24 protein-coding genes are annotated in these 24,364 nt (G+C 66.8%); 12 read left to right on the plus strand and 12 right to left on the minus strand.

The genetic code is table 11. The annotated features are described in order from the left end of the window. Positions 1–945, plus strand: coding sequence for a 5'-nucleotidase (locus tag ACGFZ3_RS12895; RefSeq protein WP_392921616.1), 945 nt, complete (start codon positions 1–3; stop codon positions 943–945). 174 nt (positions 946–1,119) lie between these two features. Here ACGFZ3_RS12895 and ACGFZ3_RS12900 read toward each other — a convergent pair whose 3' ends face one another. From ACGFZ3_RS12900 to asnS, 11 genes are all read right to left on the minus strand, one after another. Then, positions 1,120–1,659: a DUF2939 domain-containing protein gene (locus ACGFZ3_RS12900; RefSeq protein WP_392921620.1), complete on the minus strand. Its 540-nt coding sequence runs from the start codon at positions 1,657–1,659 to the stop codon at positions 1,120–1,122. 5 nt (positions 1,660–1,664) lie between these two features. Further along, on the minus strand, positions 1,665–2,351 hold the full coding sequence (locus tag ACGFZ3_RS12905) for a DUF2461 domain-containing protein (protein WP_392921623.1): 687 nt from the start codon (positions 2,349–2,351) through the stop codon (positions 1,665–1,667). Beyond that, positions 2,348–3,787 carry an exodeoxyribonuclease I gene (sbcB, locus tag ACGFZ3_RS12910; RefSeq protein ID WP_392921626.1) on the minus strand — a complete coding sequence of 480 codons (1,440 nt, stop codon included), beginning with the start codon at positions 3,785–3,787 and terminating at the stop codon, positions 2,348–2,350. Before sbcB ends, ACGFZ3_RS12905 begins: the two co-directional genes overlap by 4 nt. After that, complete coding sequence (locus tag ACGFZ3_RS12915; RefSeq protein WP_392921629.1) at positions 3,787–5,154, minus strand: FAD-dependent oxidoreductase; 1,368 nt, start codon at positions 5,152–5,154, stop codon at positions 3,787–3,789. The genes sbcB and ACGFZ3_RS12915 overlap by 1 nt, the downstream gene beginning before the upstream one ends. A gap of 32 nt (positions 5,155–5,186) precedes the next feature. Beyond that, positions 5,187–6,464, minus strand: coding sequence for a kynureninase (kynU, locus tag ACGFZ3_RS12920; protein ID WP_392921632.1), 1,278 nt, complete (start codon positions 6,462–6,464; stop codon positions 5,187–5,189). 163 nt (positions 6,465–6,627) lie between these two features. Beyond that, on the minus strand, positions 6,628–7,140 hold the full coding sequence (locus ACGFZ3_RS12925; protein ID WP_392921635.1) for a 3-hydroxyanthranilate 3,4-dioxygenase: 513 nt from the start codon (positions 7,138–7,140) through the stop codon (positions 6,628–6,630). A 25-nt stretch (positions 7,141–7,165) separates the two neighbouring features. Further along, positions 7,166–7,828: a carbonate dehydratase gene (gene can / locus ACGFZ3_RS12930; protein ID WP_068852892.1), complete on the minus strand. Its 663-nt coding sequence runs from the start codon at positions 7,826–7,828 to the stop codon at positions 7,166–7,168. Then, positions 7,825–8,457, minus strand: a complete 633-nt coding sequence (locus ACGFZ3_RS12935; RefSeq protein ID WP_392921639.1) for an FMN-binding negative transcriptional regulator — start codon at positions 8,455–8,457, stop codon at positions 7,825–7,827. The genes can and ACGFZ3_RS12935 overlap by 4 nt, the downstream gene beginning before the upstream one ends. 7 nt (positions 8,458–8,464) lie before the next feature. Continuing rightward, positions 8,465–8,779 (minus strand): hypothetical protein, encoded by a 315-nt coding sequence (locus ACGFZ3_RS12940; protein WP_392921642.1) that lies wholly within the window; start codon positions 8,777–8,779, stop codon positions 8,465–8,467. After that, complete coding sequence (locus tag ACGFZ3_RS12945; protein ID WP_093532547.1) at positions 8,776–9,081, minus strand: hypothetical protein; 306 nt, start codon at positions 9,079–9,081, stop codon at positions 8,776–8,778. Before ACGFZ3_RS12945 ends, ACGFZ3_RS12940 begins: the two co-directional genes overlap by 4 nt. 22 nt (positions 9,082–9,103) lie before the next feature. Next, positions 9,104–10,498, minus strand: a complete 1,395-nt coding sequence (gene asnS / locus ACGFZ3_RS12950; protein WP_392921647.1) for an asparagine--tRNA ligase — start codon at positions 10,496–10,498, stop codon at positions 9,104–9,106. Between the two features lie 129 nt (positions 10,499–10,627). Between asnS and ACGFZ3_RS12955 the strand changes: the two genes are divergently transcribed. From ACGFZ3_RS12955 to zipA, 6 genes are all read left to right on the plus strand, one after another. After that, a complete protein-coding gene (locus tag ACGFZ3_RS12955) occupies positions 10,628–10,966 on the plus strand; it encodes a HesB/IscA family protein (protein WP_392921650.1) in 339 nt (112 codons plus the stop codon). A gap of 155 nt (positions 10,967–11,121) precedes the next feature. Then, positions 11,122–11,559 carry a 30S ribosomal protein S6 gene (rpsF, locus tag ACGFZ3_RS12960; protein WP_068852876.1) on the plus strand — a complete coding sequence of 146 codons (438 nt, stop codon included), beginning with the start codon at positions 11,122–11,124 and terminating at the stop codon, positions 11,557–11,559. Positions 11,560–11,570: 11 nt separating this feature from the next. Then, positions 11,571–11,801 (plus strand): 30S ribosomal protein S18, encoded by a 231-nt coding sequence (gene rpsR, locus ACGFZ3_RS12965; protein ID WP_002804494.1) that lies wholly within the window; start codon positions 11,571–11,573, stop codon positions 11,799–11,801. Between the two features lie 151 nt (positions 11,802–11,952). After that, positions 11,953–12,402 (plus strand): 50S ribosomal protein L9, encoded by a 450-nt coding sequence (rplI, locus tag ACGFZ3_RS12970; RefSeq protein ID WP_392921654.1) that lies wholly within the window; start codon positions 11,953–11,955, stop codon positions 12,400–12,402. A gap of 283 nt (positions 12,403–12,685) precedes the next feature. Beyond that, the gene (gene smc / locus ACGFZ3_RS12975) at positions 12,686–16,189 is read left to right on the plus strand and encodes a chromosome segregation protein SMC (protein WP_392921657.1); all 3,504 of its coding nucleotides are present in this window, start codon (positions 12,686–12,688) and stop codon (positions 16,187–16,189) included. A gap of 43 nt (positions 16,190–16,232) precedes the next feature. Beyond that, a complete protein-coding gene (zipA, locus tag ACGFZ3_RS12980) occupies positions 16,233–16,967 on the plus strand; it encodes a cell division protein ZipA (RefSeq protein ID WP_392921660.1) in 735 nt (244 codons plus the stop codon). A 39-nt stretch (positions 16,968–17,006) separates the two neighbouring features. Here the strand turns inward: zipA and ACGFZ3_RS12985 are convergent, their stop codons facing one another. Beyond that, positions 17,007–18,128 (minus strand): pyridoxal phosphate-dependent aminotransferase, encoded by a 1,122-nt coding sequence (locus ACGFZ3_RS12985; RefSeq protein WP_392921662.1) that lies wholly within the window; start codon positions 18,126–18,128, stop codon positions 17,007–17,009. Between the two features lie 199 nt (positions 18,129–18,327). On the opposite strand from ACGFZ3_RS12985, the gene ligA reads away from it, so the two are divergent. From ligA to mtnA, 5 genes are all read left to right on the plus strand, one after another. After that, positions 18,328–20,790 carry an NAD-dependent DNA ligase LigA gene (gene ligA, locus ACGFZ3_RS12990; protein ID WP_392921665.1) on the plus strand — a complete coding sequence of 821 codons (2,463 nt, stop codon included), beginning with the start codon at positions 18,328–18,330 and terminating at the stop codon, positions 20,788–20,790. Positions 20,791–20,826: 36 nt separating this feature from the next. Continuing rightward, positions 20,827–21,312, plus strand: coding sequence for a GNAT family N-acetyltransferase (locus ACGFZ3_RS12995; protein ID WP_392921668.1), 486 nt, complete (start codon positions 20,827–20,829; stop codon positions 21,310–21,312). Further along, positions 21,309–22,253, plus strand: coding sequence for an EF-P lysine aminoacylase EpmA (epmA, locus tag ACGFZ3_RS13000; protein ID WP_392921671.1), 945 nt, complete (start codon positions 21,309–21,311; stop codon positions 22,251–22,253). Before ACGFZ3_RS12995 ends, epmA begins: the two co-directional genes overlap by 4 nt. Before the next feature lie 141 nt (positions 22,254–22,394). Then, on the plus strand, positions 22,395–23,111 hold the full coding sequence (locus ACGFZ3_RS13005; RefSeq protein WP_392922024.1) for a DUF3011 domain-containing protein: 717 nt from the start codon (positions 22,395–22,397) through the stop codon (positions 23,109–23,111). A gap of 20 nt (positions 23,112–23,131) precedes the next feature. After that, the gene (gene mtnA / locus ACGFZ3_RS13010; RefSeq protein WP_392921674.1) at positions 23,132–24,193 is read left to right on the plus strand and encodes an S-methyl-5-thioribose-1-phosphate isomerase; all 1,062 of its coding nucleotides are present in this window, start codon (positions 23,132–23,134) and stop codon (positions 24,191–24,193) included. The last annotated feature ends 171 nt before the right edge of the window (positions 24,194–24,364 follow it).

Here is a 24,364-nt window from a genome sequence, read left to right on the forward strand (position 1 = left end):
ATGGGCGACAACACCCCCCGTTTGCTGACCGTTGCCGTGACCTCGCGCGCGCTGTTCGACCTGGAAGAGGGGCACGCGCTGTTCGAGGCCGAAGGCGTGGACGCCTATGCCGAATACCAGCGCAAGCACGAGGACGATGTGCTTCGCCCCGGGGTGGCGTTCCCGGTGGTGCGCAAGCTGCTGGCGCTCAACCAGGGCCAGTCACCGGAATCGCCGCGGGTGGAGGTCATCCTGCTGTCGCGCAATTCCGCCGATACCGGCCTGCGCATTTTCAATTCCATCCAGCACTACGACCTGGGCATCATCCGCGCCACCTTCACTGCTGGCGAGCCGACCTGGCCGTACGTGAAGCCGTTCGGGACCGATCTGTTCCTGTCGGCCAACCCGGAATCGGTACGGCGTGCGCTACGCCATGGCATCGCCGCAGCGACCATCCTGCCCAAGCCACCCGGCGAGACCCTCGCCGCAGCCGAACCGGTCGACCTGAGCCAGCCGCTGGGCCAGCTGCGCATCGCCTTCGATGGCGACGCGGTGATCTTCGGGGATGAAAGCGAGCGCATCTCGCGCGAGCAGGGCGTGGAAGCGTTCGGCCGGCACGAGCGCGAAAACGCCCGTGAGCCGCTCAGTGGCGGTCCGTTCCGCAACTTCCTGTCGGCCCTGCATACGCTGCAGGCAGTGTTCCCGTCGGGCGAAGATGCGCCGATCCGGACCGCGCTGGTCACCGCGCGCTCGGCGCCGGCCCATGAGCGGGTGATCCGCACGTTGCGCGAATGGGGCGTGCGCCTGGACGAAGCGCTGTTCCTGGGCGGCCGCCACAAGGGCCCGTTCCTGGAAGCGTTCGGGGCTGACATCTTCTTCGACGATTCGCAGCACAACATCGACAGCGCCCGCCAGCACCTCAGCGTGGCCGCCGGCCACGTGCCACACGGCGTCGCCAACGATTGAAGGCGGTCACGACCAACGGTCGTGACCTACCGGTCGGGCGGACACATCGGGATGTCACTTCCGTTGGCCGCGACATCACGGTCGGGCGGACACATCGGGATGCCACGTCGTTGGCCGCGACATCACGGTTGGGCGGATACATGGGTAGGTCACGACCGTTGGTCGTGACACCGATCAATCGAGCGGCAGCTCGATATTCACCAATTTCCACCGCAACCCCTGCCGCTGCAGCACGAACACCACCGGCGCGCCCTGCGCTGTATGGGTGGTGGCCGTGAATCGTGACGTGGACTCGAACCGGTGGGTGGCCCCCTGCAGCGGCCGCGCCGCACGCGGGGCTGCATACGCGTCATTGCTCTCGAGGTCGTTGCTGGCCCGCTTCCACAGCGTATGGCCTTCCATCAACGCACCGATCCCGGCCGGCGTGACCATCGCATCCACCGCCGTGCCGCTGAGCTTCTGCCCGGCAGTCAGCAACAGCGCACCGACCAGGTTGGACTGCACGTCCGGCCCGGCGCGGCGCACCACGTAGTCATCCAGCTGTGCGCGCAGGTTCGCGCGCAGCATCGGAAAGTCGACATACCGGTCCAGCTGGGAGGTATCGCGCTGCTCGATCGCCCCGGCCAGCCCACGCAGGGTCAAATACGGCCCGCTGACCAGCCAGCCCGCCAGCAGCACCACGACCAGCCCCAGCAGCAGAAGCAGCTTCTTCATCGCGCTCAAAACTCCAGATCCAATGCCGCACACAGATAGTCCACAAACGGCCCCAACGCCACCAGGTCCTTTGCCAGCGTCTGCCGCAGCTTCGGCCCGGTCATGGTGGCATCATCCAGCGAGCGCCAGAACACCCAGTTGCGATGCTTCAGGTCATCAATGAATTCGAAATCCGGCTCGAACCCACGCGGTGCCCGCACCAGCTTTTCGCTTTCCTCGAAATCGAACTTCTTCCGCAGCGCCGGCGCATGCGCGGCTGCCTTCCATGCGCCGGGGTTGTCCACGATGAAATGGCGCACCTTGCGCTGGGTGGCCGGCTCGGGATGCCACAGGCCCGCGCCGACGAAGCTCTCGCCTGGCTGCAGGTGGATGTAGAACGAGGGCGCCGGCACCTGCCTGCGCCGTTCATGGAACAGCCGCGCGCCCTGCCAGGTCTTGTACGGCGACTTGTCGTTGGAAAAGCGCGCATCACGGTAGATGCGGAACAGCGAGCCACCCACGCCGCGCGGGTCGGCGCGGAAGTGCCCGCTCACCGCCGCCAGGTCCGGCTGCAGGTCGCTGATCAGCTGCAGGAACGGCTGGCGGACGTGCTGCTCGTACTTGGGCTTGTGCTCGTTGAACCAGGTCTTGTCGTTGTTGCGCGCGAGCCCGCGCAGGAAGGTGAAGCTGGCGGGGGTGAAATAAGTGCTCACAGGCTCTGCTCCAGGTCGGTGCCCCAGTCGCGCAGGTGCTGCAACAGGGCGAGTTTGGCCGGGTCGGCGGCATGTTCCACCGCCAAGGCGTCCAACTGCGCGCGGAAGTCGGGCAGCGTCTGCTCGCCCAGCCCGGCCTCGCCGAGCAGGCGCCGCCGCCGGTACTCGTTCCAGCGTCCGCGCTCGCCGGCATCCAGCGTCTGCGGGTGGTTGCGTGCGCGGTAGCGGAACAGCAGCTCCGGCATGCGCGGGTCTTTCAGCCGCTCGGCGAAACTGGCCAGCTCGGCCGGCGGACTGGTGCGCAGGCGGGTCATCAGGGCCTTGTCGCCGTCGGCCAGGAAGCCGTCGTACAGCGAAGCATCCACATCACTGACCGTGGCCACGCGCTCGCCGCCGTACACCTGCCGCACCTTCTCGACCAGGGCCGGGCCGGCCTCGCGAACGCGAGCCGCGTTGGCCTCCACCGTGGCCACGTCGATTCCCATCCGGGCATGGTCGGCCGGGCGCAGGTGGTTCCAGGCCACCAGCGCCGGTACCTTGTTCAGATGCACTTCCTTGAGCGGTACGCGCTGTTCGCCCTCGGCCAGGTCGGCGGCGCGCGTGTACAGGCGTGCGGCCAGCGTTTCGGCCGGCAGGGCCAGCACCCCATCGATGTCACCTTCCAGGTCCAACGCGATCACCCGGTTGTTGATATGCGGGTGGCGCGCGATCGGCATCACCGGCGCGGCGCACATGCGCTGTGCCGGGTACCGCATGGAGATGTGCAGCACCGGTTGCAGGGCGTCCACGTCGAGCAGGCTGCCGACGAAGCGCTTGTCGCGCAGCTTCAGGGCGTAGTCCCACAGCCGTGGCTGGGCCTGCTTGAACAGGCGTGCCATGCCGATGGTGGCGTACACGTCGGACAGCGCCTCGTGCGCGTCGCCCTGGCGCACGTCATTGGCCAGCGCCAGGTGCTCCAGCTTGAACGACGTGGCGCCGTCTTCGCGCTGCGGCCAGGCGATCCCGTCCGGGCGCAGCGCGTGCACCAGCCGCAGCATGTCCAGCAGGTCCCAGCGCGAGTTGCCGTTGCGCCACTCGCGTTCGTAGGGGTCGAAGAAATTGCGGAACAGACCGTGGCGGACGAACTCGTCGTCGAAGCGCAGCGTGTTGTAGCCCAGCGTGCAGGTGCCCGGGCGCGCCATCAGGTCATTGATCCGTGCGAACGCCTCGGCCTCGCTCACGCCTTCGGCCAGCGCATGCTGCGGGGTGATGCCGGTGATCAATGTGGCGATCGGCGAGGGCAGCAGGTCGTCGGCCGGCTTGACGTAGAAGCTCACCGGTTCATCGACCGTGTTGAGATCGGCATCGGTGCGGATCGCGGCGAACTGCGCCACGCGGGTGCGGCGTGGATCCTGGCCGAACGTTTCCAGATCATAGAACAGGAAGCTGTCGGCCATCAGTGCGCGCCCTCCAGCACGGTCAGCTGGGCATGGATCACGCGCTCCAGCGCGTCCCAGTCAATATGTTCCAGGCTGTCGTGGCCGGCGGTGGCCTGTTCCAGGATGCGCCGCTGCAGTTCGGTGCGTTCCAGGGCCACCGCGTACGGCGTGTGCAGGAAAGTGACCATGGTGTAGTGCGGTACGAACCGGGTTGGCCAACGCGCCTGCAACTGCTGCTCAAGCTCGCGCTGCAGCAGGAAGGCCGGGTCGGCCACGCGATCGCGCATTTCCAGGTAGTTTTCCAGTGCCATCTGCTGGATTGCTTCGGCGTTGGGCTTGCGCTCGGCTTCGAACGCGGAGAACGCCCGGGCCAGCGAATCCTGCTCCAGCAGGTGCCGGGCCAATGCCACGCAGTCTTCGAACGCACAGTTCATGCCCTGCCCGTGGAAAGGCACCATGGCGTGGGCTGCATCGCCAAGCAGTACCGCGCGGCCCTGCAGGTGCCATTGGCGGAGGTGCAGGGTGCCGAGCAGGCCGGGTGGGTGCTCCTCCCAATCGCGGCGCAGGTTCGGGATCAACGCCAGCGCATCGGGGAAATCGCGCGCGAACAGCGCCTCGGCCTCGGCACCGCTGGTGGTGGTGGCGAAACTCGGATTGCCTTCGTTGGGCAGAAACAGCGTGACAGTGAAGGTGCCTTCGTCATTGGGCAGCGCGATGCACATGTAATTGCCACGCGGCCAGATGTGCAGGGCGTTGGCCTCGATCCGGAAGCCGCCGTCAGCGGTCGGCGGAATTTCCAGTTCCTTGTACGAGTGGTCGAGGAACTCGGTGCGCTCGTCCAGCGGATGCTTGCGGTTCATCGCTGCACGCAGCGCCGAGCCGGCACCGTCGGCCCCGATCAGGGTGTCGAAACGGATATCGTGCGGATGGTCGTCGCGGTCGTCGATGAAGCGCGCGTAGCCCGCATCGAAATCCACCGTATGCAGCCGGCGGTGGAAGTGCACCTGCGCGCCCGCATCTTCGGCCAGCTGCAGCAGGGTGGTGTTGAGGTCCTTGCGGTGGATCGACCAGATCACTTCGCTGTCGTCGCGGCCATAGCGCTGCAGCTGCGGTTCGCCCTGGCGCGGGTGCACCATGCGCCCGCGCATCATGACCGCCTTGGCCATCACCGCGTCTTCAACCCCGGCCTGGCGCAGCGCATTGCGGCCGCGCTCGGCCAGGGCGAGGTTGATCGATCGGCCGGATTCGTAGTCGCTGATGCGGGGATCGCCGCGGCGTTCGTACAGGGTGATCCGCCAACCCTGGCGGGACAGCAGGATGGCCAGCAGGGAGCCGGCCAGGCCTGCGCCGATGATGCTCAGGGAGCGATGGGGGGTAGCGATCAAGGCGGTTCCGCGCAGGAGGGGGGGAGGGCGGCTTACAGGCCGGCCCAGGATTCCACTTCCTCGACGAAGTGGTGCAGGTCAAGGTAGCGGTTGTACAACGGCGTCGGCGAGATCCGGATCACATCGGGTTCGCGCCAGTCGCCCAGTACGCCCACGGTCTGCAGGTATTCAAACAGGTTGCGACCGCGCTCGCGACCCGCGACCACGCGCAGCGACAGCTGGCAGCCACGGCGTTCCGGTTCGCTGGGGGTAAGCACCTCAAGCACGCCGGGAAGGCGTGCCCGCACCAGCGCATCGAGCAGCCCGGTGAGCTGCAGCGACTTGTCGCGAAGAGCCTGGATGCCGCCGGCCTTGTCGATCACGTCAAGCGCGGCCCGCAGCGGGGCCAGGCCCAGCACGGGCGGGTTGCTGAGCTGCCAGCCTTCGGCGCCCACCGTCGGCACGAACTGCGGGGCCATCTTGAACCGGGTGGCTTCCTCGTGGCCCCACCAGCCGGCGAACCGCGGCAGGCGGGTGTCGCGGTGGTGGCGTTCGTGCACGAAGCAGCCGGCCACGGCACCGGGGCCGCTGTTGAGGTACTTGTAGTGGCACCACACGGCGAAGTCGGGGGCGATGTCGTGCAGCTGCAGCGGCACGTTGCCGACCGAGTGGGCCAGGTCGAAGCCGACCCGGGCGCCCTGCAGGCGGGCCATGCGGGTGATCGCGTCCAGGTCGAACACCTGGCCGCTGCGGTACTGCACACCCGGCCACAGCACCAGCGCCAGGCGCTTGCCGTGTTGGGTGATGGCGCGCTCGATGGCCCGCAGCGAGATCGTGCCGTTGGGCTCATCCGGCTGGACTTCGACCAGGTCGATGGCCGGGTCGAAGCCGTGGAAGCGGATCTGGGATTCCACCGCGTGGCGGTCGGTCGGAAAGGCGCCGGCCTCCATCAGGATCACCGGGCGTTCGGCCGTGGGCCGGTAGAAGCTGACCATCATCAGGTGCAGGTTCACGCTCAGCGTGTTCATCGCGACCACTTCACTGGGCAGGGCGCCTACCACCTGGGCCAGCTGCCGGTTCACCAGCCGGTGGTAGCCCAGCCACTGGGTTTCGCCGGTGAAGTGGCCTTCCACGGCCAGCGCGCCCCATTTGTCCATGACCTCCTGCACCGCCGCCTTGGCCGCGCGCGGCTGCAGGCCCAGCGAGTTGCCGACGAAATAGGTCTGGTCGCGGTGGTTGTGCTGGGGGAACAAGAATTCAGCGCGCAGCGCACGCAGCGGGTCGGCGGCGTCCAGGGCGGTGGCATGGGTGCGGCTGAGGAGCTCGGACATTGGGCGATAGATGTTGTCTGTGAAAACACAGTTTATCTATCTGCTTGGCCTATGGGATGAATCCGACATGGGGAGCGAAAACGACATGCTGGGACGTCATATGCCCGGTCTTTCTCACCCGTAGAGCCAGGCCTGCCTGGCTGCCGTTCGCGCAGGGGGCGGCTCAGGTCGCCGGCAACGGATCCACGTGCCCGCACGCGGCGCACGTACGCAACTCGAGCGAGGCCTGGTATTCGGCGAATACCTTCGGCAGGTCGGTCTCGATGTTCTCGAGGGTGAAAAACACCTCGTACAGTTTGTGGTTGCAGCGCTCACAGAACCACATCACACCGTCGCGTTCGTGGGCCAGCCGCTTGCGCTCCACCACCAGGCCAATGCCGCCGGGCGGGCGGCGTGGGGAATGCGGCACCTTGCCGGGCAGCAGGAAGATCTCGCCGGCGCGGATCGGGATGTCCCGCACCGCGCCGTCTTCCTGCACCTTCAGCAGCATTTCGCCTTCAAGCTGGTAGAACCACTCCGGGCCTTCGTCGTAATGGAAATCGGTGCGGCTGTTCGGCCCGCCCACCACCATGATGATGAAGTCACCGTTCTCGATCATCTTGTTGCCCACCGGCGGCTTGAGCAGGTGGCGGTTTTCTTCGATCCAGCCCAGCAGGTTGATGGGGGGCGCGAGCATGGCAATGGGCTTCCTTCAGGAAAGGTCAGTCGCGCCGGCCGTGGCGCGGAACGTAGGAGAGAGCCTTCTCATAGGCCGGCTGCAGCTCTTCGGGACTGCCCACGTCGATACCCATCTCGCGCACCCGGCCGTCCTTCAGACTGTAGACCCAGCCGTGCACCATCAGCTTCTGGCCGCGTGCCCAGGCATCCTGCACGATGGTCGAGCGGCAGGCGTTGACCACCTGCTCGATCACGTTCAGTTCGCACAGCCGCGCGTGCTTGAGTTCCGGCTCCTCGATCGCGTCCATGATGGCCGCATGCTTCTGCGCCACATCGCCCACGTGGCGCAGCCAGTTGTCGGCCAGGCCCACGCGGGTGTTGTTGAGGCTGGCATGCACGCCGCCGCAGCCGTAGTGGCCCACGATCAGGATGTGCTTCACCTTCAGCTGGTCCACCGCGTACTGGATCACGCTCAGGCAGTTCAGGTCGGTGTGCACCACCACGTTGGCCACATTGCGGTGCACGAACACCTCGCCCGGGGCCATGCCGATGATCTGGTTGGCCGGCACGCGCGAATCGGAACAGCCGATCCACAGGTATTCCGGATGCTGCTGCTTGGCCAGCTGGTGGAAGAACTCGGGGTCTTCCTTCTCGATCCGGTCGGCCCAGTCGCGGTTGTTCTGCAGCAGCTTGTGGATGTCTTTCATGGGTGCGGTACCTCTAGTTTCAGGCGCATCCACTGCGCCAGCTCATGCGAAGGAGGAGAATCGAGTGCCGACAGCGCGTCGATCACGCTGCGCTGGTTGGCCTGGGGATGGTTCTGGCTCAGTTTGAGCTTGATCTGCACCTGCTGGGCGCGGAAGCGGAAGCCGACGATGCCGGCCAGCATCCGTCGCTGGCGCGGCTCGATCGGCAGCAGGTCCCAGTCACCGCCAACCTGCGCTTCGTAGGTGGCGCTGAGCCGGTCCAGCATGTCGATCAGGACGTCCGGATCGGTCACCGGTTCCAGCGTGCCGCGCAGTTCTGCGGCCGCGTAGTTCCAGGTCGGCACTCGGGCCTGGGCCTCCTTGTCCGGGTACCAGCCCGGCGACACATAGCCGTGCGGGCCGTGCACCAGTAACAGCGCTGGTCCGGCGTGGCCGGCCTGCGGGTTGGGCCGGGCCCAGTGCCCTTCGATCAGGATGTCCTGGCCATCGCGCCGATACACCACCGGCAGCAGGGTGACCTGCGGCAGGCCGTCGCTGCCGGTGGTGACCACGGTGACGAACGCATCGCGTTCCAGCAGGCGGTCCAGCCAGGCCAGGTCGGTCTCAACGAAGTCGGCCGGGATGAACATGGTCAGCTCAGGCGCGCGCGCCGAGGCTGATCACCATGTGGCCGCGCAGCGCGTCGTCGCTGTCGGCCTGCGGCGGGCTGACTTCGTGCAGGCTGAAGCCGCGGATCAGCGCGTCTTCCTCGTCCAGGCCGTCGAAGGCCACGAACTCGGCGTCGAACAGCTGCGAACGGGCCGTGTCCTCGCTGTCGTAGCTGAGGGTATTGCCGTCGCTGTCGAGCACTTCGGCGGTGCCGCCCGGGCGGACCCGCAGGCGCGCCCAGATCAGGGTGTTGCCCAGGCTGGCGAGGAACCACTGGTCGTGGTGGGCGGTGATGTCAGTCATGTGAGTACCATCGAAAGCAGCCAGAGCAGGGCGGCCATGCCCAGTCCGGCCAGCAGGGTGAGCAGCGACAGCCAGGCCGGCGTGGCCAGCCCCGACAGCGAACGGTCGGGGGTATCGCGGTAATCACGGCCGAGCAGCCAGCGCAGTGCGTCCGGGCGCAGGAATGCGCCACTGCCGAAGCGGTCGGCCAGGGCAGGGTGGCGGTCGCGGATATGCACCAGCGTCAGCGGCCAGAAAATCACGAAGGCACTGAACCCGGCGATCGCCACGCCGACGAAGCACAGCGCGAAGAACAGGGTCATGGGCGTGCCTCCGTGGAAAGGATCAGAACTCGGCGCTGCCCGGTGCGCGCGGGTAGGGGATCGCATCGCGGATGTTCCCCAGCCCGCACACGTACACCACCAGGCGCTCGAAGCCCAGGCCGAAACCGGCATGCGGCACCGACCCGTAGCGGCGGAAATCGCGGTACCAGCCGTAGTGGGCCGGGTCCAGGCCGAACTGCGCCATGCGCGCATCAAGCACATCCAGGCGCTCTTCGCGCTGGCTGCCGCCGATGATCTCGCCGATGCCCGGGGCCAGCACGTCCATCGCGGCCACGGTCTTGCCGTCGTCGTTCAGGCGCATGTAGAAGGCCTTGATGTGCTCGGGGTAGTTGGTCACCACCACCGGGCGACCGATGTGTTCCTCGGTCAGCCAGCGCTCGTGTTCGGTCTGCAGGTCCAGGCCCCATTCGACCGGGAAGTCGAACTTCCTGCCGGAGTTCTGCAGCAGCTTCACCGCTTCGCTGTAGTCGATCTGCTCGAACGGCGCGTTGATGAAGTCTTCCAGCTTCTGGATCGCGTTCTTGTCCACGCGCTCGGCCAGGAAGGCCAGGTCGTCGCCGCGCTCGTCGAGCACCGCGCGGAACAGGTACTTCAGGAACTGCTCGGCCAGGCGCGCGTCTTCGGCCAGGTCGGCGAAGGCGATTTCCGGCTCGATCATCCAGAACTCCGCCAGGTGGCGGGTGGTGTTGGAGTTCTCGGCGCGGAAGGTCGGGCCGAAGGTGTACACCTTGCTCAGTGCCAGGCAGTAGGCCTCGACATTGAGCTGGCCGGACACGGTCAGGAAAGTTTCCTTGCCGAAGAAGTCGCGGCTGAAATCGACCTCGCCCTGCGCGGTGCGCGGCAGGTTCACCATGTCCAGCGTGGAGACGCGGAACATCTGCCCGGCGCCTTCGGCGTCGGAGGTGGTGATGATCGGGGTGCTGATCCAGTTGAACCCGTTCTGGTGGAAGAACCGGTGCACGGCCTGGGCCAGGCAGTTGCGGATGCGGGTGACCGCGCCGAACAGGTTGGTGCGCGGGCGCAGGTGGGCCACTTCGCGCAGGAACTCGGCGCTCATCGGCTTGGGCTGGATCGGGTAAGTCAGCGGGTCTTCGACCAGGCCGACGATCTCAATGTCGCTGGCCTGGATCTCGAACGACTGGCCCTTGCCCTGGGATTTGACCAGGGTGCCGCGGGCGATGACCGAGCAGCCCGGGGTCAGCGCCTTCACCTGGTCAAAATTGCCCAGCGTGTCATTGGCCACCACCTGGATGGGGGCGAAGCAGGAGCCATCGGTGACATTGACGAAGGCAAGCGCCGCAGACCCGCGCACCGTACGTACCCAGCCCCGTACTGTTGCCTCGCCGCCTTCCGGGATCTTCCCGGCAAGCGCATGTTCAACGCTGACCACCGTCATGACTTGAATCCTCTATTGATCGACTCGATCTCTGAACGAGGAGTTTAACGGTTGCAGCGTTCTGCTTGCGAGGCATTTCTGGCTGGACCGTGGACCTATAATGTGCCCCATCTGCTGGAGTCGTCCGTCATGGCTGTCACCCTTACCCCTGTTGCCTTCACCCGTGTCCAGAAATTCGTGGCCCAGACCCCGGGTGCCCTGGGCCTGCGCTTTGGCGTGACCCGCACCGGCTGCTCGGGCTGGGGCCACATCACCGACCTGGCACGCGACGAGCGCCCGGGTGACACCATCTTCAAGCAGGATGGGGTGAGCATCTACGTGGATGCCGACAGCCTGGCGCTGGTCGATGGCACCGAGATCGACTTCGGCAAGCAGGGCCTGAGCGAAACCTTCACGTTCAGGAACCCGAACGCCACCGCCGAATGCGGCTGCGGCGAGAGCTTCACCACCGAGGCCGACAAGGCCTGAATCCGGCCCCGGGCGCCGCCCGGCTTGCCCGAAACCCTTTCTGCTGCGATAATGCGCGGCTTCCTGCCTGATTGCTGGCAGGACCCTTGCTCCACCGCGTTCACCTGCGGGGGGCTGTCCGGCCCGGAAGGGCCACATCCGAAAGGTAAATACACATGAGTCGTCATTACGAAGTCGTGTTCATGGTCCACCCGGACCAGAGCGAGCAGGTTCCGGCCATGATCGAGCGCTACAAGGCGCTGGTCGAGAACGGCAACGGCACCATCCACCGTCTGGAAGACTGGGGCCGTCGTCAGTTGGCCTACCCGATCCAGAACCTGGTGAAGGCCCACTACGTCATGCTCAACATCGAAGTTGACCAGGCCGTGCTGAGCGAACTGACCGAGAGCTTCCGCTTCAACGATGCCGTGCTGCGCAACCTGGTCATCGTGCGCCCGGGCGCCGATACCGAGCAGTCGCTGATCATGAAGAGCAAGGACGAGAAGGGCGACAAGCCCGAGCGTGGTGAGCGTCGTCGTCGTGATGACGAAGAAGGCGAAACCACCCCCGCCGCTGACAACGATGCCGGCGACGACGCCGCCTCGGCCGCCTAAGGAGCACTGCCATGTCCAAGTTCTTCCGTCGCCGCAAGTTCTGCAAGTTCACGGCTGAAGGTGTCAAGGAGATCGATTACAAGGATCTCAACACCCTGCGCCAGTACCTCACCGAGAACGGCAAGATCGTGCCGAGCCGCGTGACCGGTACCAAGTCGAAGTACCAGCGCCAGCTCGCAACGGCCGTCAAGCGCGCCCGTTTCCTGGCCCTGATTCCGTACACCGACAACCACGACGTCTGATGGAAGCCGGCGACCCCGGTCGCCGCTTTCGTAGTCCCCACCGCCCGCGCCGTCTGGCAGCGGGCGGTTCCGGGTCTACCGTTCGGATATTCGGACAGCCAAACGCTGCGGGGCCTGCCTCGCTAACGAATACACATATTGGAGCTGCACCATGAAGCTGATTCTTATCCAGAAGGTCACCAACCTCGGCGGTCTGGGCGACATCGTTGATGTGAAGCCGGGCTACGGCCGCAACTTCCTCGTCCCGAAGGGCAAGGCCCTGCCGGCCACCGCCGCCAACGTTGCCGAGCTGGAAGAGAAGCGCGCCGAGTACCAGGCCAAGGCCGACTCGATCCTGGCCGACGCCGAAGCCCGCAAGGCTGCGCTGGAAGGCAAGAGCGTGACCGTTGCCGCCAATGCTTCGACCGAAGGCAAGCTGTTCGGTTCGGTTGGCCCGCGCGACATCGCCGAAGCCTTCACCAAGGCCGGCCTGCCGCTGGAAAAGAGCGAAGTCATCCTGGGCGAAGGCGCCTTCCGCAACGTGGGCGAGTACGAGGTGGTCATCCACCTGCACGCCGACGTCGAAACCACCGTCAAGGTGGTGGTGGAAGCCGAAGCCTGATCCCTGCCGCAAGGCTGGAATCGCTGAAACGGGCGCCCGCGAGGGTGCCCGTTTTTGTTTTGGGGTGCGCTCAGAGCAGCGTTTCAATTTTCCCGTGCCGGGGAGGCCGGCGGGCAGCGCCCTTCGGGACACGCCCACCCCGACCCGCTGACCAACAGCCTGCGGGCCCAAGGCTCCTGCTCCTGCTCTGGCATCGGCTTTGGCCCCAAAGCCTCTAACCGCCCGCAAAACACCCGCGCCGTTATACTCGGCCCATCGCGACTGTCCTAAAGCCAACCACGCCATGCGTCTGTCCACGATCAAGTTGTCCGGCTTCAAGTCCTTCGTAGACCCGACCACCCTGCATCTGCCCACCAACATGACCGGCGTGGTCGGGCCCAACGGCTGTGGCAAGTCCAACATCATCGATGCCGTGCGCTGGGTCATGGGCGAGAGCTCGGCCAGCCGCCTGCGCGGCGATTCGCTCACCGACGTGATCTTCTCCGGCTCGTCGGCGCGCAAGCCGGTCTCGCAAGCGACCGTCGAACTGATCTTCGACAACACCGACCACACCATCAGTGGTGAGTACGCCTCGTTCAACGAAATCTCGGTCAAGCGCACCGTCAGCCGCGACGGCAGCAGCAACTATTACCTCAACGGCACCAAGTGCCGCCGCCGCGACATCACCGACCTTTTCCTTGGCACCGGCCTGGGCCCACGCAGCTACTCCATCATCGAACAGGGCATGATCAGCCAGATCATCGAAGCCCGCCCCGAAGACCTGCGCGTGTACCTCGAAGAAGCCGCCGGCATCTCCAAGTACAAGGAGCGCCGCAAGGAAACCGAAACCCGCATTCGCCACACCCGCGAGAATCTGGACCGCCTCAACGACCTGCGCGAAGAAATCGGCAAGCAACTCGAACACCTCAAGCGCCAGGCGCGCCAGGCTGAGCAGTACCAGACCCTGCAGGAAGAGCGCCGGGTCAAGGACGCCGAGTGGAAGGCACTCGAATTCCGTAACCTCGACACCCGCCTCGGGGGACTGCGCGAAGCGCTGTCCCAGGAAGAAACCCGCCTGCAGCAGATCATTGCCGAACAGCGTGACGCCGAAGCCCGCATCGAAACCAGCCGCGTGCGCCGCGAAGAGGCTGCCGACGCCCTGAGTACCGCCCAGGCCGAGGTCTACCAGGTCGGCAGCACCCTGGCCCGGTTGGAACAGCAGATCCAGCACCAGCGCGAAATGTCGCAGCGGCTGCACAAGGCCCGCGATGAAACCCAGCAGGCGCTGGCCGAACTCGGCCAGCACATCAGCGGCGACGAAGCCCGGCTGATGGTCCTGCGCGAGGCAGTCGAGCTGGCCGAGCCGCAGCTGGAACAGCTGCAGGAAGAGAACGAAGCCAAGCAGGAAGCCCTACGCGATGCCGAGGCCCGGCTGGCCGACTGGCAGGCGCGCTGGGAAGCGCATACCCGCACCACCTCCGAGGCCTCGCGTGCCGGTGAAGTCGAGCGCACCCGCGTCGACTATCTCGACCGCCAGGTGCTCGAAGCCGATCGACGCCGCGAAGCCCTCACCGCTGAGCGCACCGGCCTGGACCTGGATGCGCTGGCACAGGTGTTTGAAGAGCTGCAGCTCCAGCACGAAACCCAGAAGGCGTCGCTGGACGGCCTCACCGAGCAGGTGGAAGCGCGCAAGGAAGCCGTGGCCGGCCTGCAGGACCGCCAGCGTGCCGGTCAGACCGAGCTGGCGGAGATCCGCAAGCAGGCCCAGGCCGCGCGCGGCCGCTTGTCCTCCCTGGAAACTCTGCAGCAGGCCGCGCTCGGCCAGGAGCAGGGCGCGGCAGTGGCCTGGCTCAAACAGCATGGGCTGGATTCGGGCGCGCGCGTGGGTGAACGCCTCACGGTCGAGAGCGGTTGGGAAAACGCCGTGGAAAGCGCACTCGGCCAGCTGATCGAGGGCGTGCTGGTCGATGCTCCCGAACAGCTGGTAGCTGCGTTGGCCGAACTCGGTGACGGTCGCATTGCCCTGGTAGCCGCCGATCAGCGTCCGCTGCAGGTCGCCCCGACCTCGCTGGCGGCCAAGGTAGAGGGTCCCACTGCGATCCGGCGCCTGCTGGCCCGACTGCACGCCGCCGAGGACCTGGAACAGGCGCGGGCGCTGCTGCCCTCGCTGGGCGAAGGCGATTCGGTGATTACCCGTGGCGGCGAGCGCCTGGGCGAAGGCTGGGTGCGCGTGTCGCGCTCGGGCGCGGCCAAGCAGGGCGCGCTGCTGCGCGAACGCGAGATCGTCAGCCTGCGTGAACAGATCGATACCCTGCAGGAGCGTGAAGCCGAGCTGGAAAGCCGCCTGGCCGGGTTCCGTGACCAGTTGCTGGCCGGTGAACAGCAGCGCGAAGACGCCCAGCGCCAGTTGTACGTGGCCCACCGCAGCGTCTCCGAACTGGGTGGCCAGCTGCAGAGTCAGCAGGGCAAGGTCGAAGCCGCCCGCAACCGCATCGACCGCATCGAGGGCGAACTTTCGCAGCTGCTGGAGAACCTGGATGCCAGTCGCGAGCAGGTGCGCGAAGCACGGGCGCGCCTGGACGACGTGGTCAACAGCATGGGCGACCTCGAATCGGTCCGCCAGGCACTGGAAAACGAACGGCGCCAGCTCGGCGAAGCCCGCGACCGCGCACGCGAAGCGGCGCGCAGCGTGCGCGAGAGTTCGCACTCGCTCGCCTTGACTCTCGAATCGCAGCGTACCCAGGTGGCCTCCATGAGCCAGGCCCTGGAGCGCATGAGCACCCAGCGTGGCCAGCTCGACTCGCGCCTGGGGGAACTGCATTCGCAGCTCGACGACGGCGATTCGCCCGTGCAGGCGCTGGAAGCCGAGCACCAGAACGCACTGGGCGAGCGCGTGCGCGCCGACCGCGTGCTTGGCGAAGCGCGCGCCCTGCTGGAAGGCATCGACGCCGAACTACGCACCTTCGAACAGACCCGCCACCAGCGTGACGAACAGGCCCTTGCCCAGCGCGAGCGTATTTCGCAGCGCAAACTCGACCAGCAGGCGCTGGTGCTCAGTGCCGAGCAGCTCACCGCGTCGGTTGAAAAGGCCGGTTTCGTGCTGCAGGACGTGATCAACACCCTGCCCGAAGACGCCCGTGTCAGCGACTGGGAACAGGCCGTTCATCAGATCGACGGCCGCATGCGCCGGCTGGAGCCGGTCAACCTGGCCGCCATCCAGGAATACGGCGAGGCCTCGCAGCGCTCGGAGTATCTCGATGCGCAGAACACCGACCTGACCACCGCGCTGGAAACCCTCGAAGACGCCATCCGCAAGATCGACCGCGAAACGCGCGGCCGCTTCAAGGACACCTTCGACCGGGTCAATGCCGGTGTCCAGCAGCTGTATCCGCGCCTGTTCGGCGGTGGCCATGCCTACCTGGAACTGACCGGTGAAGACCTTCTCGACACGGGTGTGACCATCATGGCGCGCCCGCCTGGCAAGCGGGTGTCCAGTATCTCGCTGCTGTCCGGTGGCGAGAAGGCGATGACCGCGGTGGCGCTGGTGTTTGCGATCTTCCAGCTCAACCCGGCGCCGTTCTGCCTGCTGGACGAAGTGGACGCGCCATTGGATGAAGCCAACGTGGGCCGCCTGGCCAACATGGTCAAGGAAATGAGCGAGAAGGTGCAGTTCCTGTTCGTGAGCCACAACAAGGCCACGATGGAAGCGGCGCACCAGCTCTCGGGCGTGACCATGCGCGAACCGGGCGTAAGCCGCCTGGTCAGCGTGGACCTTGAAGAGGCGGCACGATTGGCGGGCGCGGCCTGACGTGCCATGCTTACCTGAACGTATTTAGCTGGAGACCCCTAGAATGTCCGACATGGCAATGCTCCGCATCGGCATCCTGGCCGCCGGCCTGCTGCTGATCGCTGCGATCTTCCTGTTTGGCCGCCCGCGGAAAAAATCGCAGGGCCGCCGCCTGGAAGGCGCCGAAGGTAATGCAGGCCAGCGCCGCGAACCGCTGCTGGGCGAACAGCAGGCCGGCGCTGCCGGCAGCGGGTTCACCGACGAAAATGCCGTGACCCAGGCCGAGCTGGGCCTGCCCGAGGTGGATGCCAGTCCGGCCAGCGACCTGGGCAAGCGCGCCACCCAGGATTTCGACAAGATTGTGTCGCTGTTCGTGGCGGCCCGCGCCGGCGAGATGCTGCGCGGCGAAGACATCGTGGTGGCCGCCGAAAAGACCGGCCTGGTGTTCGGTCACATGAACGTGTTCCACCGGCTGGTGGAAGGCCATCCCGAACGTGGCCCGATCTTCTCCATGGCCAGCATCATGAAGCCGGGCAGCTTCGACATGGCCACCATTCGGGAGATGCAAACCCCGGCCATTGCCTTTTTCCTGACCCTGCCAGCGCCGATGACCGCGTTGGATGCCTGGGAAAAGATGCTGCCGACGGTAGAGCGCATGGGCGAACTGCTCGATGCCGTCGTTCTCGACGACAGCAAGGCGAGCCTCGGCCGCCAGCGCATCGCGCACATCCGTGACGAGCTGCGTGCCTACGACCGCCAGCACCAGGCACCGCCGCTGACCAAAGCCCCGCGCTGGTAACCGGCGCGGGGAAACGTCGGGCCCCACCCAACCGTTACGTCACCCGTTCAATCCAACTACCGCTGCGAATGCTTCGCGGAACGCGGCCATCTCCGCTTCGGTGCCCACGCTGACGCGCACTACCTGCGGCCAGATCGGCCAGCTGCGGCCGATGATGACGCCACGTTCGGCCATCGCCTTGGTGAACGCCGCGCCATCGCGCTGCACATCGACCATGAAGCAGTTCGCCTCCGTCGGCAGGCAGCGGAAACCGCGCTTTTCCAACCACTGCACCGTGGCCTGCCGCACCCGGGTGTTCTGCTCGCGCCGCTGCTCGACCAGGCCCGGCGCACGCAGGCTCGCCAGCCCTGCTGCCAGCGCCGTCACCGGCAGCGGGTTGTCGCCCAGGCTGGCCAGCTCGCGCAGCCGGTCCGGATGGGCGGCGGCCACGCCCAGGCGCAACCCGGCCATGCCGTACAGCTTGGAAAACGTGCGCAGCACGATCACGTCATCGCGCTGCATCACCTGCGCGATCACCGAGCGCTGCGTGCTGAACTGCAGGTAGGCCTCATCCACCAGCAGGCGTGTCTGCGCCGGCTTGTTTGCGAGCAGCCAGGCAATGTCGGCGGCCGGGGTGATCGAACCGGTGGGGTTGTTGGGGTTGCACAGGTACAGCAGCCCGGCGTTGACCCGCCTGGCTGCATCGACCATCGCCCGCACATCGTGCGCGCCGTCGGCGCGCAGCGGCACTTTCACCACCGTTGCGCCGCGCGCAGCGGCAAGGTCACCGAGGCTTTCGAAGGTCGGGTCGGCCACCACCAGCCCGGCGCTGGCCGATGTCCAGACCACGGCGGCACGGTTCAACGGTTCGCTGGAGCCGGGGAACAGCCGCACGCGATCCGTGGCCAGGCCTTCCTGCTGCGCGAACGCATCGCGCAGCTCGCCCGCCAGCGCGAACAGGTAGCGCCCGCTGTCGGCCACGATGGCGCGGGCAGCAGCCTGCGCGGCAGGCGCCGGACCGTACGGGCTTTCGTTGAAGTTGAGCAGTACCGGACCGACCGCAGCCGCGCGGGCGGGCAGCACGGAGCGCGCGTCTGCCGGGCCAAGGCCAAGGCCGGACACGGCCAGGCCGGTACCAGCCAGCTGCAGGAAGGAACGGCGGGACGAGACGGTCGATGACATCACGGGAACACCGAAGGCGGGACAATTCCGGCACGCTAGCGCCAGCGCTCCGGGTCGGCAAGCCAATCCGGCGGTAGATCGTCGGATCCGGACGCGGCGCGTACGCAGGAACGTGCCTGCCGACGCCTCCAGCACCGCGCCGGTGGTGGTCGCCGACGGCAGCACCTAGAATTCACAGCCCTTCCAGGATGCCTGTCGCATGAGCCCCAGTCCCGCCCAACGTGCCGAGATCCTGCGTCGCCAGATCGAGGAGGCCGGCAAGGCTTACTACGATCGCGATGAGCAGCTGATTCCGGACGCCGAGTACGACCGCTTGGTGCGCGATCTGGAAGCCCTGGAACAGGCCCACCCGGAGCTGGTCGATGCCGGGTCGCCCACCCAGCGGGTAGGGGGCAGGGCGGCCTCGCGCTTTGCCGAGGTGCGCCACGCGGTGCCGATGCTGTCGCTGGGCAACGCCTTCAGCGACGAGGAAGTACAGGATTTCGTGCGCCGTATCGGCGAGCGCCTGCGCCGCGACACCCTGCGCTTCTCGGCAGAACCCAAGCTCGACGGCCTGGCCATCAGCCTGCGCTACGAAGGCGGCCGGTTCGTGCAGGGCGCCACCCGCGGCGACGGCACAACCGGCGAGGACGTCAGCGCGAACCTGCGTCAGATCAAGGTGATCCCGCACACGCTGCAGGGCAGTGGCTGGCCGCAGGTGCTGGAGGTGCGCGGCGAGGTCTACATGGCCCGTGCCGATTTCGAAGCCTACAACGCCGAGGCGCGCCTGCACGAAGGCAAGGTGCTGGCCAATCCCCGCAATGCTGCAGCTGGCTCGCTGCGCCAGCTTGATCCGAAGATGAGTGCGCGCCGCAAGCTCAGCTTCTACGCTTACGGCACGGGTGAGGTTCAGGGCGGCGAGCTGCCACCGACCCATTCGGCCACGCTGGCCCAGCTCAAGGCGTGGGGTTTTCCGGTCAGCGATCTGTGCCAGGTGGTGGAGGGCAGTGACGGCCTGCTGGCCTATTACCGTGACATCGGACAGCGTCGGGATGGCCTGGCGTTCGATATCGACGGCGTGGTCTACAAGCTCGATGATCGTGCCGGCCAGGAACAGATGGGCTTCGTAGCGCGCGCCCCGCGCTGGGCCATCGCGCACAAGTTCCCTGCACAGGAACAGACCACCACGGTCGAAGCCATCGAAATCCAGATCGGCCGTACCGGCGCGGCCACACCGGTAGCGCGCCTGCACCCTGTCGCCGTGGCCGGGGTGATCGTCTCCAATGCCACGCTGCACAACGCCGACCAGATCGCACGGCTGGACGTGCGGGTGGGCGACACGGTGATCGTACGCCGCGCCGGTGATGTGATTCCCGAAGTAGTGAGCGTCATCGCCGACCGTCGCCCGACCGGCACCTCGCCATGGCGCATGCCGACGCGGTGCCCGGTGTGCGGCTCGGAGATCGTGCGCGAGGAAGGCGCAGCGGCATGGCGCTGCTCGGGCGAGCTGAGCTGCCCGGCGCAACGCAAGGAAGCCATCGCGCACTTCGCTTCGCGGCGTGCGATGGACATCGATGGACTGGGGGGCAAGTACATTGAAACCCTGGTCGATGCAGGCATCGTGCGTGGCGTGGCCGACCTGTACCGGATCACGCGCGACCAGCTGCTGCAGCTGAAACTGGTGCTGGATGCTGAATCGCCACAGGCATTGGCCAACCAGATCGGCTTGCACCTGCCGCCCGACGGCAGTGGTCAGTACCTGCGTGATGTGCTGGCACTGGACGCATCCGATGAGCGCTGGCGTGCCCGTGCCCTGGCGCTGGAAGCAACCTTCAACTGGAACACGAAGAAAATCGCCACCCGCTGGGCCGACAACCTGGTCGCCGCGATCGATGCCAGCCGCACCACTACGCTGGAACGGCTTCTTTTCGCGCTGGGCATCGAACACGTGGGCGAAAGCACCGCCAAGGCGCTGGCCACCTGGTTCGGTGACCTGGAGCTGATCCGGCACCTGCCTTGGCCGCTGTTCAAGCGCGTCCCGGATATCGGCGGCGAGGTGGCCCGTTCGCTCGGCCATTTCTTCGAACAACCGGGCAACCAGGAAGCGATCGACGCCCTGCTGCAGGTCGGCCAGGTGCGCATCAGCGATGCCCACCCGCCCAGCGCCAAGCTGCGCGATGGGCTGGATTTCGCACAGCTGCTGGTCGAGGCGGAAATTCCCGGAATCACGCGCCTGCGCGCGGAGAAACTGGCGGCCATGCTGCCCGATGCCGCCAGCGTTCTGGATGCCGAACCGGTGCAGCTGGTCGCGGCCGGTCTGCCCAATGAAGTGGCACTGGGCGTGGCCGACTGGCTTGACCGCGAAGGGCATGGGCCGATGCTGCTCAAGGCAGACGCGTACCGGCGCACCTTGCTGGAGCGCGCCCCGGAAGCGACCGGCCAAAGCGAAGGGCCGCTTGAGGGGCAGACCGTGGTGCTGACCGGAACGCTGGCCCAGATGACCCGAGACGAAGCCAAGGAGCGCCTGGAAGCGCTTGGCGCCAAAGTGGCCGGCAGCGTCTCGAAGAAGACCTCGTTCGTGGTCGCCGGCACCGAAGCGGGCTCCAAACTCACCAAGGCCACCGAACTGGGCATCGATGTCTGGGACGAAGACCGCCTGGTCGCCTATCTCGCCGCGCATTGACACAGCCGGTAGCGCAACACCACGGATCACATCACCATGCAGACGACCCCCCTCGATTTCCGCCTCGCCACCGTCGCCGACACCGAACTGGTGGTCGGCCTGATGCGCGAGTTCTACGCCGAAGACCAGCTGGACTTCGACGAAGCGCGCGTGCGCCGCGCGCTGGCCGCCCTGCTGGAAGATCCGCGCAACGGCGAAGTGCTGCTGTGGTTGTCCGAAACCGGTGAAGTGGTGGGCCACGCCGCGCTGGCCATGGGCTTCAGCCTCGAGCAGGGCGGTCATTTCGCGCTGCTGGACGAGCTGTACCTCAGCCACGCCGCACGTGGCCGCGGCCTGGGCAAGCAGGCGTTGGCCATCCTCGAACAGCGTGCCAACGCGCGCGGGGTGGAGCGCATGCGGCTGGAGGTGAACCACCACAACGAGCTGGCGCGCCGGCTGTACCTGGCCACCGGCTATGTCGATGACACCCGCAGCCTGCTCACCCTGCAGCTGGCCGACCGCCTGCGGGACGCGCGCGCGTGATCGCCGCGCTGCGCCAGCGTGCGGCACTCAACGCGCTGATCCGCGCCTTCTTTGCCGAACGCAACGTGCTGGAAGTGGAAACGCCGATCCTCTCGGAGGCCGGCAACACAGAGCCCAACATCGACAGTTTCCACACCCGCTTCAGCGGCCATGTCGATGCAGGCAGCGCGCAGCGGTGGCTGCGTACCTCGCCGGAGTACCCGCTCAAGCGGCTGCTCGCCGCCGGCGTGGGCGACTGCTACGAACTTGGCCGGGTATTCCGCAACGGTGAAGCGGGCGGCCGCCACAACCCCGAGTTCACCATGCTGGAGTGGTATCGGGTGGGTTGGGACCACCACCGTCTGATCGACGAAACGGTGGCGCTGGTGCGTGCAGCGCTCGCACAGGTCGGGCGCGACGCGACACTGCGGGTGCTCGATTATCGCAGCCTGTACCGGACGCACGTGGGACTGGATCCGTTCGAGGCCAGCCTGGAGGCGCTGCAGGCGCCGCTGGCGGGGGTACGCATCGATGCCGGCGGACTGACCCGTGATGACTGGCTGGATCTGCTGATGACGCACGTCATCCAGCCCGCCTTTGGTGACGACCAGATGACGGTGGTGCACGACTGGCCAGCCAGCCAGGCAGCGTTGGCGCGCGTGCGACCGGGCACGCCCGCGCTTGCCGAACGCTTCGAGCTGTACCTGGGCGCGGTCGAGTTGGCCAACGGCTATCACGAGCTGAACGATGCGGGCGAGCAACGCGCCCGCTTCCTGCGCGACCACGCAGTACGGCAGGCACGTGGCGCCGTATTGCCGCCGCTGGATGAGCGCCTGCTCGACGCATTGCCCACGCTTCCCGATTGTGCAGGTGTTGCGGTAGGCGTGGATCGCCTGCTGATGGCGATGAACCGCACCGGGCGGATTGCGGAGGTGCTCGCGTTTGATTTCGCCCACGCCTGACGGCAGTGAAGTCACCCTGAAAGTGTCTTGCGCGGGTGGCGTGATGATGCTCTGATCACACCCGATGTCGGATGGTGGCGACGTGATCGTTCAGTGGCGGCGGGTATGGAGTTGATGAATCGGGTGGAAGCTGCTGCACCAATGCCGTGCGCGTCCAAGTGGCGGCTGCCGGCGTGGGGGCTGGTGCTGATTGCTTCGTGCCTTCCGCTGTCCGCATGGGCCGAAACGGGCTACGGGGGGCAGGTGGTGCGCTGCCAGTCACGCGATATGGAATGGGTGCATTGCGACATGCCGGTGGCCAACGGGGTCGACCTCGTCCGCCAATTGTCCGACAACAGCTGCGTCCGCGGTTCAGAATGGGGCACCGATCGCACCGGCGTGTGGGTCACCCTCGGCTGCCGGGCCGAGTTCCGCAGCCGTGGCGCCCCCGGTGCCGGTACGGGGGGCGAGCGCAAGGTGCGCCGGGTATTGCGTTGCGAATCCAATGGTCGCCCGCAGAGCTGCCCGGTGATGCTGCAGGGCGCGCCGGTGCGGCTGCTGCGCCAGCTGTCGGCGATGCCGTGCCGGGAAGGCCACAGTTGGGGCGTCAAGCGCAACGAGGTGTGGGTTACCCGGGGCTGCCAGGGCGATTTCGAAGTGGGCGCGGCCGATGGCAGCGGTTTCCTTGATGTACCGCGCAGTCTGGTCTGTGAATCCAAGTCGCGCCAGCGCCGCTTCTGCGGTGCAGGCATCAGCAAGAGTGCCAGGCTGGTAAAGCAGCTGTCTGGCAGTCCCTGCGAGGAAGGTCGCGATTGGGGCTGGGATGCCCGCGGGGTCTGGGTCGACAACGGCTGCCGCGCCGAATTCCATGTGAATTGAGCGCCCGTTACAATGACGGGATGAACGCATCCCCCGACATCGATTACGCCCGCTACGACCACATCCGTCCGATCCTGTGGACAGGTGATGCCCTGCAGCTGCTCGACCAGCGCAAGCTGCCGTTCGTGGTGGAGCATGTGGAATGCCGTGACAGCGACGCGGTGGCTGCCGCCATCCATGCGCTCACCGTGCGCGGCGCGCCGGCCATCGGCATCGCCGCCGCCTGGGGTGTGGTGCTGGCGGCCCAGCAGGTGCAGGCCGACGACGGCGCGCAGGCGCTGGCCAGGCTGGAACCGGCGCTGCAGCGCCTGAACGCATCACGCCCGACCGCTGTCAACCTGGCCTGGGCACTGGCGCGCATGCGCCGCGCCCTGGCGACTGCCGGTGCAGACTGGGCGCAGGTGCTGGCCCGTGAAGCGCAGGCGATCGCCGAGGAGGACCTGGCCGCGAACCGCCATATGGGCGCGCTGGGGGCAGGCCTGATCGACGCCGGCAGCGGCGTGCTCACCCACTGCAACACCGGTTCGCTGGCCACGGCCGGCTTCGGCACCGCACTGGGCGTGATCCGCGCCGGGATGGCCCAGCACCGCATCGCCCGGGTGTTTGCCGGCGAAACCCGGCCGTGGCTGCAGGGAGCGCGCCTGACCGTCTGGGAGCTGCAGCAGGATGGTATCGAGGCCACCCTGATCGCCGATTCGGCCGCCTCGCACCTGATGAAGACGGGCGCTGTGCAGTGGGTGGTCGTCGGCGCCGACCGTATCTGCGCGAACGGCGATACCGCCAACAAGATCGGCACCTACCAGCTGGCCATCGCGGCCCGCCACCACGGAGTGAAGTTCATGGTCGTGGCACCGTCGTCCACGGTGGACATGGACACTGCTGACGGCGACCAGATCGAGATCGAGCAGCGCGACCCGGGCGAGCTGTACGGCGTGGGCGGCACCCGCACCGTGGCCGAAGGCATTGCCGCGTGGAATCCGGTGTTCGACGTCACCCCGGGCGCGCTGATCGACGCCATCGTGACCGAGAAGGGCGTGATCCTGAACCCGACGGTCGCCAACATGAAGGCTGCATTCGGTTGATCCACCCGGGGAAGGTACCGACCGTTGGCCGGTACGCCGTCGGTGTCCGCCCAACTACCCCGTAAGTATCTGATTCTCGCGGGTAAAAGCCCTGTAAAAACGGGATATCAGGCCCCTGTTGTGGTAGACTCCGTCAGTTAATCGAGATTCCGGCGCCGCCGCCCCGCAAGG

Origin of the sequence: Stenotrophomonas sp. NPDC047960 (genome assembly GCF_043204395.1) — a bacterium.
Taxonomy (GTDB): domain Bacteria; phylum Pseudomonadota; class Gammaproteobacteria; order Xanthomonadales; family Xanthomonadaceae; genus Stenotrophomonas.